This is a genomic window from Nocardia brasiliensis (genome assembly GCF_042691675.1).
Classification (GTDB): Bacteria; Actinomycetota; Actinomycetes; order Mycobacteriales; family Mycobacteriaceae; genus Nocardia; species Nocardia brasiliensis_D.
The window spans coordinates 513339-528034 of record NZ_CP170507.1 but is presented as its reverse complement, the minus strand read 5'-3'; the positions used below and the strand labels follow the sequence as shown (position 1 = coordinate 528034).

Below are 14696 nucleotides of genomic sequence, written 5' to 3'. Positions count from 1 at the left end.
GATACAATCTGAACCGCTCATCAACTGAGTCGATAAATAGTTGAGTGAGTAAGATATTGTCCGAGTCAGACGAAAGTGTCAAGATGCCGAAGAATGCCGGGCCGAAGCGGGCGGAATTGGGTGCCGCGCTGACCCTCGCAGCGCAGCGCAGCGCCACCGACGCGGTGATGATGCACCAGGCCGTCGCGGACCGATTGGGCCTGCACGTGACGGATCTGCGCTGTCTGAACATGCTGCGACTCGGCGGGCCCGCCACCGCGGGCGAACTGGCCGCCGCCGCCGGACTGACCACCGGCGCCATCACCCGGATGATCGACCGGCTACTGAAGGCGGGTTACGTGCGGCGCGAACACGACGGACAGGACCGGCGGCGGGTGATCATCACGGCCGTCCAGGAGCGGATCGACGAGATCGCCCCGCACTATGAGCTGCTGGCACGGGAATTCGGCACGGTGGCCGCCGATTACACCGACGACCAGCTGGCACTGATCCTGGAACTGTTCACCCGGCTGCATGAGACATCACTTCGGGTAACCAAGGCATTGCGCGCCGACGAAACCGAGTGAATGACGCACGATGGAGTCATGAAGAGCACGGTATTCACGGTGACCACGGGCCAGACCGAAGTCGTGCAGGACATCACCGGGCAGTGCACGTCGTTCGTGCGCGCAGCGTCCGGCGGCGGCGACGGACTACTGAATGTGTTCGTGCCGCACGCGACGGCCGGCATCGCGGTGATGGAGTTGGGGGCGCGCAGTGACGACGATCTGCTCGCCGCCCTGCGCGACCTGTTGCCCGCCGACGATCGGTGGCGGCATGCGCACGGCTCACGCGGGCACGGCCGCTCGCATGTCATGCCCGCGATGATCGCGCCCTACGCCACCATTCCGGTGATCGACGGGACGATGGCCTTGGGCACCTGGCAGTCGGTCGCGTTCGTCGACCTCAATGTCGACAATCCAGAGCGCCAGGTGCGGCTGTCCTTCCTTTCGGACGGGTGAGCGGTCGATCATGCGCGGGTGAACCAGGTGACCTGGTTGCCGTTGCTGAACTCCTTGCGTTCGGTCGGCGTGAACAGCGTCGGCCGGAACCCGCCGGCGAAAGCGGGGACGCCGGTGCCCGCGACGACCGGGTAGCGCTTGATCACCAGCTCATCGATCTCGCCGAGTAGCGCTGCCGCGAGCTTGCCGCCGCCGGCCAGCCAGATGTCCATGCCCACTTCCTGTTTGAGCTGTTGCACCAGGGTGATCGGATCCCGCTCGACCAGTTCCACGGTCGGGTCATCGATCCGGCCGAGAGTGCTCGACACCACGTACTGCCGCATGTGGGAGTACGGGCTGGCGAGGCCGACGGCCAGGCCCGGGTCGTAGGTACCGCGCCCCATCACGAGGGTGTCGAACTTCTGGTTCGGCGCGTCCGCGGCGATTCCGAAGTGCGGGCGCGCGTGCGTGGGCAGGGTCTCCGGGTACTCCTGACCGAGCCACCCGATGAAGTCCTCGGGCAACGGATAGAAGTCGATCTCGCCGCCGGGTCCGGCGATGTAGCCGTCCAGCGACATGCCAACGAAGTAGACAAGTTTTCGCATAGTAAAGCCTCTTTCGTACGGGTTTGTCAGGCGCGAGTGAACCAGGTGACCTGTGCGCCGTTGCCAAAGTTCTTGCGCTGCGCCGGGCTGAACACGGTCGGCCGGAATTCCCCGGCGAAGGCCGAGATTCCGCCGCCCGCGACGACCGGGTAGCTCTTGATGATCATCTCGTCGATCTCGTCGAGCAGCTGGGCGGCGAGGTTGCCACCGCCGCAGAGCCAGATATCCAGCCCCTCTTCCTTTTTCAGCCGCCGCACCAGATCGACCGGGTCGCCAGCGACCAATTCCACCGACGGGTCATCGATCCGGCCGAGGCTGTGCGAAACCACGTACTGCTTCATATGCGCGTACGGGCTGGTCACGCCGACGGACAGGGCTGGCTCATAGGTGCCGCGGCCGCTGATCACGGTGTCGCACCGCTTGTTCGGCTCATCCAGCGGCACACCCACATGCGGCCGGATATGCGTCGGGACGAAGTCCGGATACTGGCCGTTGAGCCAGGCGGCCATCTCGTCGTCGGTCGGATAGAAGTCGAACTCCCCGGCCGGACCTGCGAGGTAACCGTCGAGGGACACGGCGACGTAGTAGACAAGTTTTCGCATTCCGGCACCACCCAAACTGTTGTACTGTGCTTGTAGTGGTCAAAATGTAGTACTACAGATGGAGTGGTGTCAAGTGCGAACGAATCCCGAGCGCCGGCAAGCGCTGCTGGACGCGGCAATCGAGGTCCTGGCCAGGGACGGCGCTCGCGGTCTCACCTTCCGCGCGGTGGACAAGGAGGCGGCGGTACCCGCGGGCACGGCGTCGAACTACTTCGCCAACCGGGACGACCTGCTCACCCAAGCGGGCAGCCGCTTCTACGAGCGGTTGCAGCCGACCGAGGAAACGATGGCCGAGCTGGCCGAGGGCCCGAAGACGCGGGCGCACATCGTCGAGCTGATGAAGGAGACGGTCGGGCGCATCGAGTCGTTCCGCACCGGTTACCTCGCCCTACTCGAGCTCCGCCTCGAGGCGACCCGGCGACCGGAACTGCGCGCGGTGCTGACCGAGCGGGTGCGCGCGGACATCGCCTTCAATGTGCGCAACCACCTCGACGCGGGCCTGCCCGGCGACGAGAAATCCGTACTGCTGCTTTATCTGGCGCTCAACTGGCTGATCGTTGACCGACTCACGCTGCCGGACGTGTTCACCGAAGAGCAGAGCCAGGAACTGATCGAGGCCGCCGTCGATCGCGCCATCGGGAGATAAAGACCGCACAGTCTCAATCCCCGAACCCTTGTGACCCGCATCACCTCCATTCGATAATGAAGTGATGATGGCGAATGTCGGAGACCGACTCCACGTGCACGGACACGTTGTGGGCCAAGGTGATCGCCACGGGCAGATCATCGAGGTCCGCGGACCCGACGGGTCACCGCCCTATCTGGTGCGGTACCCCGACGGACACGAGTCGCTGGTATATCCCGGGCCGGACGCGACAGTCGAACCGGCCCACTGACGCCGGACGCTGCCGCACCCGGCGATGCGGCAACGTTCGGCAGACCCGATAACCGTGCTCGCACGGCCCGATGACGGTGCCCGCACGGCAACTACCGCGCAGTGGCTTTTCCGCGATGCCCCAAACCTTCCACTCGGAAGTGGTTCGCGCAGTTCCCGCTCGCGCTTTCGGGCACATCGGTCCACGTCGACCCCGCCTGCGGACTATGGACCGGGAACCAAAGGTTGACGGACGGATAACGGCTGGAGAGAATCGGCCGAGTTGTCCATCGGGGGTCGGAAGGTTTTACATGCGTACGAGAACCGATATTCGATTCGTCGTCGACGCCGATTCCGCGCAGGTGATGGATGCGCTGGCCGCGGTCGAAATGCTCCCGGAATGGTCGCCGGGATATACCGATGCCCGAGTCGCCGCGCGCGACGAAGCAGGAAGGCCGCGTCGAGTTTTCGTCAAGACCGAACTGTTGGGTAGCACGGATCTGCAAGTGCTGGAATATGATTGGACAGAAGTCCGGTCGTCCTGGCAGGTCACCGACAGCACCCGAGGCGTCAAGGGCGGCGGCTGGTTCGAAGTTTCCGACGGCACCGACGGCACCGACGTCTGGTTCCACACCGAGCTCTACATGCCCATCCCCGTTCCCGGGCTTCTGCTCAAGCGAACCGTACGGAAGACCAACGAGATCGCCGTGCAGAATTTCATCGAGTTCGCCGAGCGATTTCCGGAGCCGGAAACCATGAAACCGTATAGCTATAACGAATAACAACCGGTCGACGTACGCTCGGCGGGAAATCGCACGACGCGCAACGCGGCAGCGACGCGCCGAGCCGATCGGGGTGCGACGATGTGCACCATGATCGGTTCCAAACGGGTTCGGCTCCAACCGGTGGCCGAAGGTGCGTCGGTGACGCAGCTCGAGCTGTTCTTCGATTTGGTGCTCGTCTTCGCCTTCACCATGGTCACCGACCTGGCGGCGGAGGAGACCAGCGCCAAGAACATGCTGCGCGCGGTGCTCGTACTCGCGGTGATGTGGTGGCTGTGGATCGCCTACTCCTGGCTCGGCAATGTGATCCGCGCCGACGAGGGCTTTGCCCGGGTCGCGATGTTCACCGCGATGGGCGGCGCTTTCCTCGCCGCGCTCACCATTCCCGAGGCCTTCCACGATCTGCCCGGCGGCTGGTACGGCCCGTTGGTCTTCGCCATCGCCTATCTCGTCGTACGGGTGGTGCACGTCGTGATGTTCTGGCTGGCCAGCGCCGAGGACCCGCAGTTGCGCAATCAGGTGCTGCGCTGGGCGATCGGCTCGATCACCATCGGCACCACGCTGCTGTTGATCGCGGCTATGACGTCCGGGGCGCTGCAGATCGGGCTGTGGATCGCGGCCATCGCGGGTGACTATCTGTGGACGCTGCTGGCCGGCACCGACTGGCGATTGAATTCGGCGACCCATTTCGCCGAACGGTACGGACTGATCATCATCGTGGCGCTCGGTGAATCGATCGTCTCGATCGGTATCGGGGTGGCGGAGCTGCCGATCTCGTGGCCGATCGCGGTCGGCGCGCTGCTCGGACTCGCGGTATCCGGGCTGCTGTGGTGGACCTATTTCGATGTCGCCGCGCTGTCGATCGAACACCAGCTGAAACATGCCGACGGCGCGCGACAGATCAAGATCGCGCGGGGCGCCTACACCTTTTGGCATTTCCCGATGATCGTCGGGATCATCGGGCTCTCACTGGGATTGAAGAAAGTCCTCTACTATGTCGGCGACTCTTCTCAGCACACGTTGAAAGACGCGCTGTACGGAATTCCGTTGTTCGCCTTGTACGGCGGAGTCGTGCTCTATCTGATCGCGCTGGTCGGCGCGAAACACTATGCGACAGGGGCGGTCAGCCTGCCGAGGGTGGTCACCATCGTGCTGCTGCTCGCGCTGATCCCGCTGGCGGCCGCGCTGCCCGCGCTCGCTGCACTCGCCATTCTGTGCGCCGTGCTCGGTGTGCTGATCGTGTGGGAGACAATCCGATTCGCGCAGCCGCGCGACGAGATCAGGCACGGGGCACCCGCGTGAGGTGATGCCGGACGCTGTGTTCGGCAGGCGTCGGACCGTACGCGGACGGCGGCACCCGGACGTCGTTCTGCACCGCGTGCCGGATCTGATCGATGTTCTCGCGCAACACATCCGAGACCAGTTCGTCGGTCCGCGGATCATCCAATACCTGGAACAGGATGCGGAACGTAGTGTCGGCGATCAGCCGAATGATGTCGTCGTGGAACGGGATATAGCGCACCCGTCCCGCCTGCGGGTCCTTCTTGATCAGCTCCAGGATCATCTCGTCCAGCTCGGCGCGGTTCTCCTGCAGCGCCGCCGCGATATTGCGGGTGTAGTGGCCGGACCGCATCACGTGGGCGACCTCGTCCATCACCGCGATGGTCATCGGGCGCTTGATCGTCTCGACGATGGTCAGCATGAACCGATTGACCAGCGCCGCGGTGACCCGGTCGCCGAACACGCGGTCGGCCACCCGGCCGAGCCGGACGACGATCACCACGATCCGCAGCAGCCGGAACCCGCGGAAGAACGGACTGGTCACCGGGATCATGCCGAGGACCTCGTACCAGTAGACGAACGGGAACGTCCACGGCCAGCCTGCCCGGCGCCAGCGCCACAGGAATTCGACGGCGAAGACCGCGCACACCGTCCAGTCGACGATCACGATCGCGCGATAGGTCTGCTCGGACACCGTGAAGAAGGTGATCCAGGTGACCAGCGCCACCGATATGACGGCCAGCGCCAGCATCACGAAGTCGGTCCACAACGCGGGCGGCTTGCGCGGGTAATCGCCTTCCGGGAGTTCCTCGCCGACCGGAGTGGTACTCGCAGCTGTCACCTGGGGTGTCCCTTCAACGCCGAACGGTCAGGCCGACAGTAGTACGCGGTTCGGCCGGTGGCACGGACTCCGGCGCAGGGCTCGAGTCCGCCGTCGGCTGCCGCCGTCATTCCGGCGGCGGGTCGCAGCCCCGAAATCGCTACCGCAGCGACGGAGATGAGTAGCCCCGGGGCGAACTCAGCCGAACAATCCGCTGCCGTCTACCTACCGGCGCGGATGATCGCCTCGATATTGCGCTCGGCGAGCGCGGCAATGGTCAGCGACGGGTTCACCGTGCCGGTGCTGCCCGGAATGGCGGCACCGTCCATCACGTACAGACCTGGATGCCCGTGCACTCGGCCGTAACTGTCGGTGGCCTTGCCGAGCACCGCTCCGCCCAGTGGGTGCGCGGTGAACAGAGCATTCGCGTCGTAGCCGAGGGCGCCGTATTCGAGGACGGCGTCGGCGCGTTCGGCGATGCGATGGTCGACCGCGCGGGCGGCGGCCACCATGTCGTCCCTATTCCGGGTCGGCCAGGACAGACCGACCCGGTTCGAGGCGGCGTCGTAGCCGAATCGGGTGCGGGCCGGGTCGAGGACCATGCCCAGCGAGGCGAGCGCACCCGTCTCGAACGGAATGCCGGGGATGTACCAGCTTTCCAAGCTGAGCGGCAGCCCCGACTCGTCGAAGATCCGGCTCGCGCTGGGGACACCCTGGCCCAAACCGGCCAGCGCACTCGCGCCGCGGCCGAGCACCACGTCGCCATTGGTGCCCCAGCCGTCGCCGATGTGCTCGTTGAGGTTGGGCAGCGTGCCCGTGGCCTGGGCCCGGACCAGCAGCTCCGAGGTGCCCACCGAGCCTGCGCCGAGGAACAGCTGATCGCAGGTGAGGGTCCTGGTGCCGAGCACTTCGCCGGTCGGCGCCAACTTGGTCACCCGCACCGAGAATCGGCCGCCGGGCTCCTGGGCGATGGACTCCACCTGGTGGCCGGGGTAGATCGTGGACCGGCCGGTGCCCTCAGCGTATTTCAGATAGTTCTGATTCAGATCGAACTTGGCGCCGTTGGAATTGCCGAGGTTGCTGCGCGCGGCGGTGGCCGACGGCCGGGTGGTGCCCGCCAGTTCGCCGCGCAGGATGTCCCAGTTGAAGATCGAGTCGTTGGGCATCGGCTGGTAGCCCGCCTTGCGCACCTGATCGTCCCACGCCCTGGAGTGCGCGAACGGTTTGGCGGCGTAGATGTCCGGCGGCATCGAACTCAGCCGCAGCATTTCCCGCACCCGCGGGTAGTAGACGCGGTCCAGCTCGCCGTACTCGACGGTGCCGCCGAAGAGGTGGTCGAAGAAGCGGCGCTCCGGGGCGACCATCGCACCGGTGAAGATCACCGAGCCGCCGCCCACCGCGGCCGCCCGCCACACGTCGATGCCGGGATAGTTGGTGCAGTCGAGCACGCCACCGAAGCTCGCGAACTGCATCGGCACCTTGCTGACGCCGGTGAACGTGGTGCGATGCCAGAAGCCGCGGCCGTCGGGTAGGTCGTCGCCGGTGAAGATCTCCCGCCATGGATCGTTGGGCCAGCGCGAACCGCGCTCCAGCACCGTGTTCGCGATGCCCGCCTCGGCGAGGCGCAGCGCGGTGACCGCGGCGCCGAAACCGGAGCCGATGACGATCGCGGGCGTGTGCTCGGGCGGATCAGGCAGGGGCGCAAAGATTTCCGGTACCCACGCCTGGAAAAGCAGGTTCCAGACCGGGTCCGCGGACGCCGGTCCGGCAACCGACGACGAACCAGCGACAGCGCCGAACAGCGCGGCCGCACCCGCCGCCTTGAAGAAGGCGCGTCTACGCACCAAGCCACCTCCCTCATCACGCATGGCCGAGCGCAGATTACCGGTATTCCCGTTCGCTGAACAGTCGTTGCCGCGTCGTCATCCGTTGTCCCCCTTCCGTTGTCCCGGCGGACCGCCCCTCCGGTGGTCCCGATGCCGGGAAAGCGGGGATGGCCAACAGGCCACGGGCCGGGGTCGCCGATGGCCGACAGGGGCGCGGCACCGCGGGCCGCGACTCAGTCGGCGAAGGGTGCTCGATCGGGTTTGCAGGTCGCGCCGGGCGCGGGAAGTTGCTGGTCGATGAGGTAACGCTCCTGCAGGCGCCGGGTGCAGTCGACGGTGGTGTCGTGCCCGTAGCCCGCGTCGACGACGACCAGGCGCGCGTTGACCAGGGCCTGCTGCGCCTTGCGGGCGGCGGGCAGCGGTGTCGCCGGATCGAACCGGTTGTTGAACAGCAAGGCGGGCACGTCCGAGCGCAGGATCCACGGCCCCGGGTAGCGCTGTGGATAGCCGCCCTGCGGGGACGGCCACGAGGCGCACGGCTGGCGCAGGTACAGCCAGAACGCGCCGTAGGGGGATCCGTCCGCGCCCAATTCCTCGGCCAGCGCGGACCATTGCTCCGGCTCGCGCGGAAAAGTGTTGTCCGCGCAGGAGATCGCGGTGAACGAGTCGAGGAAGTCGGGCCGCATCGCACCCGCGTCGAGAATCTCGCGCACGATGTCCGGATTGCCCGCCTGGCCGCGCTCCAGTTCGGTGAGCAGTTGCGCGAGCGCGGGCCAGCCTTCCTCGGGGTCGTACAGCATCAGCGTGTGCGACGCGACGACCTCGGCGTAGGTCACCTGGTGCGCGCGCTCCCCCTCGCCGACCACCACCGGCCCCTGCCGCAGCCGCGCCAGCAATGCGGTGTCGCGGGCACGCAGATCCTCACCGCCGCTTGGCTTTTGATCACTACGAATCTGCCCCACGGGGTCGGCGACCGGCTTGCCCGCACCGGCGAAAGCGCAGCGCGGCTGCCCGGCCTGGGCGCACAACCGGAAGAACTCCGACAGCACCTCCTCGGTGCCCGCCGCCGCGGTGGCGACCTCGGTGCGGGTGTCGGCGGTGTAGGCGTCCGGGTCGATCATCGAGCTGAGACTCAGCGCGCGGACCCGGTCGCCGAAGACGGCGCCGTACACCTCGCCGAGGTAGCTGGCGTACGAACCGCCCTCGTAGGTCAGCTGCTTGTCGCCGACGGCGCGGCGCAGCAGATCCAGGTCACGAGCGGCGTCGACGGTGGTGAGATGGGGCAGCAGGGCGGGATTGTGCGCGGCACATCCGGCGGACAGCTCGCGGCTGAAGCGCGCCTGCTCATCCTCCTGCTGGGCGTTCACCGGCGGAATCCACACCCCGGACCAAAATTGTTTCTGCTCTTCGGGATTGGCGAAACAGCGCACCTGCGAGCTGCGACCGATACCGCGCTGGTCGAAGGTCACCACGTCGAACCGGCGGGCGATCTCGCCCGGGAACATCACGCCATCGCCCGCCCACCGGATGCCCGAAGCGCCGGGACCCCCGGCCGCGGTGAAGAGGGTGCCGATGCGGCGGGACTGATCGGCCGCGGGCTGGCGGACCACCGCCAGTGCGAGCGTGGCGCCGTCCGGCCGCGCGTAGTCCACCGGAACCGTCGCGGTCGCGCATTGCAGCCGACTCAGGGCCTTCTCCTGGCACGGCACCCAGTCCAGCCGTGGCGTCGGCACCGCATCGGCCTGGGCGACCAGGTCGGCCACGGCCTGCTCGTGCTTGCCCGGCGTGCCGCAACCGGTCAGCGGCAACAGCAGCGCGGCAACGACGACGATCCTCCACCCACGCATACCGATTATCTTGTGCCGCAACGGCGCAGCCGTCGTCCTCCGCAGGGATGACTTGCACCCTGAGATCGCCTCGTCAACGCCACCTCCTACGTCATCAACAGCCGGACCACCGCGATGGTGCCGACCACGACGATGACCACCCGCAACGCGGTCGGCGGCAACCGCCTGCCCATCTTCGCACCGAGCTGGCCGCCGATGATCGAGCCGAGCGCGATCCACAGCACCGCCCGCCAATCCACGTCGGCGACCACGATGAAGATCACCGCGGCGACCGCGTTCACGATCAGCGCGAGCACGTTCTTGATGCCGTTGAGGCGCTGGATGTCCTCGTGCACGAACACCCCGAGCAGCCCGAGCAGCAGCACGCCCTGCGCGGCGCCGAAGTAGCCGCCGTAGATGCCGGTCGCGAAGACCGCGACAAAGAGGATCGGGCCACCGTGTTTCGGCGCCGGGCTGTCACCGTTCGCGCGCTGCTCCTTGACCCAGCGCGACAGTCGTGGCTGCACCACGACGAGCACCAGCGCCGCGATGATCAGCACCGGCACGATCGCCTTGAACGCCTGCGCGGGCATGACGAGCAGCAGTACCGCGCCGGTGATGCCGCCGAGCAGCGACGCGGTGCCCAGGTGCAGCAGCCGTTCGCGCTGCCCGGCCAGTTCGCGCCGATAGCCGTGTACGCCGCTCATCGCGCCGGGGACCAGGCCGATCGTGTTCGACACGTTCGCGGTCACCGGCGGCAGCCCGAAGGCGAGCAGTACCGGGAAGGTGATCAGGGTTCCCGAACCCACGATCGTGTTGATGCCGCCCGCCGCGATGCCCGCACCGAAGACGGCCAGCTGTTCCAGCCAGGTCATATGTGAATCCGTTCGACGTCCCGTCGGAGCCCGCGGCGTGAGCGCCGGGCCCGGAGGCGGTAGCTTGCGTAACCACGCAGGGACCCGTGAACGACGCCATCGAGCACTGCCCGTACAAGCGTTTGCTTCTGGTCGGAACGCTAATGGCAACGTCGGATGACCCGACGACGGGGCCGGGCTTTCGGGGGTGTAATGCCACACGGTAAACTCGCCGGCATCATGCAGCGGGCACTTCTTCTCAGCCGCCGCGACGGGGTCTGATCGGACCGGCTCCCGTCGCGGGGTATTGCCGCGCCGGTCGACCCACCCTTTGGGAAACACCACACCCTCGGAGAAATCGCCATGTCCCCTGCTGACGCCTTCGTATCCGGCTCGCGCACCATCACGCCGCCGTCCAAACCCGCCCCGGCCGACCAGCCCGGCTGGAACGCGCAGAAGAACTCCTCGATGCCGACCTTCCGGTACCGGCCGTTCGCCGAGGAGGTCGAGCCGATCTCGGTGCCCGACCGCACCTGGCCGGACAAGATCATCGATGTCGCGCCGGGCTGGTGTGCCGTCGACCTGCGCGACGGCAACCAGGCCCTGATCGACCCGATGAGCCCGGCCCGCAAGCGCCGCATGTTCGACCTGCTGGTGCGGATGGGCTACAAGGAGATCGAGGTTGGCTTCCCGTCGGCCAGCCAGACCGACTTCGACTTCGTCCGCGAGATCATCGAAGACGGCGCGATCCCCGACGACGTCACCATCCAGGTGCTCACCCAGTGTCGCGCCGAGCTGATCGAGCGCACCTTCGAGGCCTGCGCGGGCGCGCAGAACGTGATCGTGCACTTCTACAACTCCACCTCGATCCTGCAGCGGAAAGTGGTGTTCCGCGCCGATCGGGCCGCTGTCAAGAAGATCGCCACCGACGCGGCGACACTGTGCCTGGAAATCGAGAAGCGCTACCCCGACACCAACTGGCGCTATGAATACAGCCCCGAGTCCTACACCGGCACCGAGTTGGCATACGCCAAAGAGGTATGCGACGCGGTCTCCGAGATCATCGCGCCGACCCCGGCCAAGCCGCTGATCATCAACCTGCCCGCCACCGTCGAGATGGCGACGCCGAACGTCTACGCCGACTCGATCGAGTGGATGAGCCGCAACCTGGCCCGCCGCGACTCGATCGTGCTGTCGCTGCACCCGCACAACGACCGCGGCACCGCGGTCGCCGCCGCGGAACTGGGGTATCAGGCGGGTGCGGACCGGATCGAAGGCTGCTTGTTCGGCAACGGTGAACGCACCGGCAACGTCTGCCTGGTCACCTTGGGCATGAACTTGTTCTCCCGCGGCATCGACCCGCAGATCAACTTCTCCGACATCGACGAGATCCGGCGCACGGTCGAGTACTGCAACCAGTTGCCGGTGGCCGAGCGCCATCCGTACGGCGGCGACCTGGTCTACACCGCGTTCTCCGGCAGCCACCAGGACGCCATCAACAAGGGCCTGGACGCGATGAAGGTCGCGGCCGACGCCGCGGACGCCGATGTGGACGACATCGTCTGGGCCGTGCCGTACCTGCCGATCGACCCGAAGGATGTCGGCCGCACCTACGAGGCGGTCATCCGGGTCAACTCGCAGTCCGGCAAGGGCGGCGTCGCCTACATCATGAAGACCGACCACGGTCTGGTGCTGCCACGCCGACTGCAGATCGAGTTCTCCCAGGCGGTCCAGCGGATCACCGACGGCGAGGGCGGCGAGGTCACCCCGAAGGAGATGTGGGACGTCTTCGCCGACGAGTACCTGAGCCCGATCCGGCCGCTGGAGCGCATCCGGCAGAAGGTCACCGCGTCGGAGACCGACGGCGGGACCGACACCATCTCGGTGGTGGTGAAAGTCGATGGCGTCGAGCAGGAGATCACCGGCACCGGCAACGGCCCGCTCGCCGCGTTCGTCGACGCCATCGCCACCGTCGGCTTCGACGTGCGGGTGCTGGACTACTCCGAGCACGCCATGTCCGCGGGCGACGACGCACAGGCCGCCGCCTATGTGGAGTGCGCGATCGGCGACAAGGTGGTGTGGGGTGTCGGCATCGCGACGTCCATCACCACCGCGTCATTGCGCGCGGTGGTCTCCGCGGTGAACCGGGCGCACTGATCACAAACGCGTCATTGCGTGCGGTGGCGCCTGGGCAACCGCGTCATTGCGTGCGGTGGCCCGCTCGGGCAACCGCGCGCACTGACCGGCGAGGCTCCGACTTCGGTCCGGCCGTACGCAATTGCGGAGGACTGTCGTCCGGCCCCACGTCGGGTGCAGGTCGAGTACGGTGAGAGCCGGGCGCGGCGGTCGTTGATCGCCCCAGGGCCCGGCTCTCGATCTTGCTGTCGGAGACCACATATCGGCGGCGTGTCATCGGGGCACTTCCGCCATACATAGAGCGCTTGCGAGAGCCCGCATACGGTGACGCGAGCTGGCGAACCCCGTGCTAGCGTTGGTTTCGCACTCAAGCGCCGAGCTCTCTGCTCGAAGTCCCGAGCAGATGGGGGAACTGTGACAACAAACGACCACAACCCGACCTCACCGCCCTGGCTGCAGAGTCAAACGGTGGACACGGCCGATGCCACCGAGTCGGAGCAAGCCGCCGACCAGCCGGCGGAGCAGACCGGTGACGTGGAAGTGACGGACTCCGAGGCAGCGGAAGCGCCGGACCAGCCGGATCAAGACCCGGCGGAGCCCGATTTCAGCGGCTCGACGGACCAGACCGTGTCCTACCCGCAGGCAACGATGCCCCCGCAGTCCTACGGCCCGCCCGAAGGTTTCCCGCCGCCCGGCCCCGCCGAGCAATACGGCGGGTACGCCCCGCCGAACGCGGGCGCGTTCGCACCGACCGGCGCATATGAGCCGTATCAGACCGGCACGTACCAGTCGGCATCCGGCCACAGTGGTAGCCACCAGATCGCAGGCATGCAAGAACAGCAGGGTTACGGCGAATACCGGCAGGAGATCGGCCCCGACGGGCTGGTCCGGCGGGTGCCGCAAGAACATTCCGAAGCCGGTGCGCCGCAAGCCGATCAGCCGAGCGGACCGATCTACAGCTGGGCGCCACCGCCACCGCCGGTGACCCACCAGCCGCCACCCCCGCCCGCGTACCAGCCGCCCGCGCCGATGGGGCAGCCGCCCGTTGGCCAGCCGCCCGCGCCGAGCTGGCAGGGCGGGCCGAACCCGCATCAGCCCGCGCAGCCGTTCCAGCCGCAGCATGTGCCCGCGCCCGGTCAGCCCGGCCACTCGGTCAACGACCTGAACCTGCTCAAGCGGGCCCGGCGGGCGCCGCGCAGCGGGTGGCGTCGCGCGGTGCACAAGGCCACCGGTGGCGTGCTCAACCCGGGCGAGTCCGCGGCCGACATCGTCTACCGCGACCTCGTCGACCGGGTGAATCAGCCGGTGCGCGGCGACTATCGGATCGCCATCCTGTCGCTCAAGGGTGGCGTCGGCAAGACCACGACCACGGTCGGTCTCGGTTCGACGTTCGCGTCGCTGCGCGGTGACCGCGTCATCGCGATCGACGCCAACCCCGACCTCGGCACGCTCGCGCACCGGGTGCCGCGGCAGACCCGCTCCACCGTGCGCAACCTGCTGGAAGACCAGCACATCAGCAGGTACTCCGACGTGCGGGCACACACCTCACAGGCGCCCAGCCGCCTGGAAGTGCTTGCCAGCGAACAGGATCCGGCGGTCTCCGAGGCCTTCAGCGAGGCCGACTACCGCAAGGCCATCGGCATCCTGCAGTCGTTCTACAACATCATCCTGACCGACTGCGGCACCGGCCTGATGCACTCGGCCATGGCAGGCGTCTTGGACATGGCGAGCTCGCTCGTGCTGGTCACCTCGCCGGCCATCGACGGTGCCCGCAGCGCCTCGGCCACGCTGGACTGGCTCGACCACCACGGCTACAACAAGCTCGTCGAGCGCACCGTCGTCGTCGTGAACGCCTCCCGCCGTGGCGCATCCACGGTCGACCTGGACCAGCTCCGCAAGCTCTTCCTCGACCGCACCCGTGCGGTCCAGGTGGTGCCCTTCGACGATCACCTCGCCGAAGGCGCGGAAATCGACCTGGAACTAGTGAGCAAGCCGACCCGTCGCGCGCTGCTGGAACTGGCCGCGATGGTCGCCGACGACTTCGGGTACGTCAGCGCCCAGCAATACCACCACCCCGGGCCACTCGGTCACTAGAATTCGAAAGCTGTTG

Annotated in this window: 14 protein-coding genes; 8 read left to right on the top strand and 6 right to left on the bottom strand. The window is 67.1% G+C overall.

Going from position 1 to position 14696, the window contains the following annotated elements; translation table 11 throughout:
- Positions 1-83 precede the first annotated feature (83 nt).
- Together ACFK0J_RS02770 and ACFK0J_RS02765 are read left to right on the top strand one after the other, a co-directional pair.
- A complete protein-coding gene (locus ACFK0J_RS02770) occupies positions 84-566 on the top strand; it encodes a MarR family winged helix-turn-helix transcriptional regulator (protein WP_378736267.1) in 483 nt (160 codons plus the stop codon).
- An 18-nt stretch (positions 567-584) separates the two neighbouring features.
- Positions 585-1001, top strand: coding sequence for a secondary thiamine-phosphate synthase enzyme YjbQ (locus ACFK0J_RS02765; RefSeq protein WP_378736265.1), 417 nt, complete (start codon positions 585-587; stop codon positions 999-1001).
- 8 nt (positions 1002-1009) lie between these two features.
- Here ACFK0J_RS02765 and ACFK0J_RS02760 read toward each other — a convergent pair whose 3' ends face one another.
- Together ACFK0J_RS02760 and ACFK0J_RS02755 are read right to left on the bottom strand one after the other, a co-directional pair.
- Complete coding sequence (locus ACFK0J_RS02760; protein ID WP_378736263.1) at positions 1010-1585, bottom strand: dihydrofolate reductase family protein; 576 nt, start codon at positions 1583-1585, stop codon at positions 1010-1012.
- 26 nt (positions 1586-1611) lie between these two features.
- Positions 1612-2187, bottom strand: coding sequence for a dihydrofolate reductase family protein (locus ACFK0J_RS02755; protein ID WP_378736261.1), 576 nt, complete (start codon positions 2185-2187; stop codon positions 1612-1614).
- A 58-nt stretch (positions 2188-2245) separates the two neighbouring features.
- Here ACFK0J_RS02755 and ACFK0J_RS02750 point away from each other — a divergent pair, with 58 nt between their 5' ends.
- The 4 genes from ACFK0J_RS02750 to ACFK0J_RS02735 all read left to right on the top strand — a co-directional run bounded on the left by ACFK0J_RS02750 (position 2246) and on the right by ACFK0J_RS02735 (position 5145).
- The gene (locus ACFK0J_RS02750; protein ID WP_378736259.1) at positions 2246-2833 is read left to right on the top strand and encodes a TetR/AcrR family transcriptional regulator; all 588 of its coding nucleotides are present in this window, start codon (positions 2246-2248) and stop codon (positions 2831-2833) included.
- A 64-nt stretch (positions 2834-2897) separates the two neighbouring features.
- Entirely contained in the window at positions 2898-3083 is a 186-nt protein-coding gene (locus ACFK0J_RS02745) for a DUF1918 domain-containing protein (RefSeq protein WP_218472855.1), read from the top strand.
- Between the two features lie 289 nt (positions 3084-3372).
- Complete coding sequence (locus ACFK0J_RS02740) at positions 3373-3843, top strand: SRPBCC family protein (protein WP_378736256.1); 471 nt, start codon at positions 3373-3375, stop codon at positions 3841-3843.
- Positions 3844-3933: 90 nt separating this feature from the next.
- Positions 3934-5145, top strand: coding sequence for a low temperature requirement protein A (locus tag ACFK0J_RS02735; protein WP_378736254.1), 1212 nt, complete (start codon positions 3934-3936; stop codon positions 5143-5145).
- Here the strand turns inward: ACFK0J_RS02735 and ACFK0J_RS02730 are convergent.
- The 4 genes from ACFK0J_RS02730 to ACFK0J_RS02715 form a co-directional block, all read right to left on the bottom strand.
- Positions 5123-5965 carry an ion transporter gene (locus tag ACFK0J_RS02730; protein WP_378736252.1) on the bottom strand — a complete coding sequence of 281 codons (843 nt, stop codon included), beginning with the start codon at positions 5963-5965 and terminating at the stop codon, positions 5123-5125. The genes ACFK0J_RS02735 and ACFK0J_RS02730 overlap by 23 nt on opposite strands.
- A gap of 200 nt (positions 5966-6165) precedes the next feature.
- Complete coding sequence (locus ACFK0J_RS02725) at positions 6166-7812, bottom strand: GMC oxidoreductase (RefSeq protein WP_378736250.1); 1647 nt, start codon at positions 7810-7812, stop codon at positions 6166-6168.
- A 191-nt stretch (positions 7813-8003) separates the two neighbouring features.
- The gene (locus ACFK0J_RS02720; protein ID WP_378736249.1) at positions 8004-9617 is read right to left on the bottom strand and encodes an alpha/beta hydrolase; all 1614 of its coding nucleotides are present in this window, start codon (positions 9615-9617) and stop codon (positions 8004-8006) included.
- A gap of 86 nt (positions 9618-9703) precedes the next feature.
- On the bottom strand, positions 9704-10471 hold the full coding sequence (locus tag ACFK0J_RS02715; protein WP_378736247.1) for a sulfite exporter TauE/SafE family protein: 768 nt from the start codon (positions 10469-10471) through the stop codon (positions 9704-9706).
- A 342-nt stretch (positions 10472-10813) separates the two neighbouring features.
- Between ACFK0J_RS02715 and leuA the strand changes: the two genes are divergently transcribed.
- Together leuA and ACFK0J_RS02705 are read left to right on the top strand one after the other, a co-directional pair.
- Positions 10814-12607 carry a 2-isopropylmalate synthase gene (leuA, locus tag ACFK0J_RS02710; RefSeq protein WP_378736245.1) on the top strand — a complete coding sequence of 598 codons (1794 nt, stop codon included), beginning with the start codon at positions 10814-10816 and terminating at the stop codon, positions 12605-12607.
- A 447-nt stretch (positions 12608-13054) separates the two neighbouring features.
- Positions 13055-14680, top strand: a complete 1626-nt coding sequence (locus ACFK0J_RS02705) for a MinD/ParA family protein (RefSeq protein WP_378736243.1) — start codon at positions 13055-13057, stop codon at positions 14678-14680.
- The last annotated feature ends 16 nt before the right edge of the window (positions 14681-14696 follow it).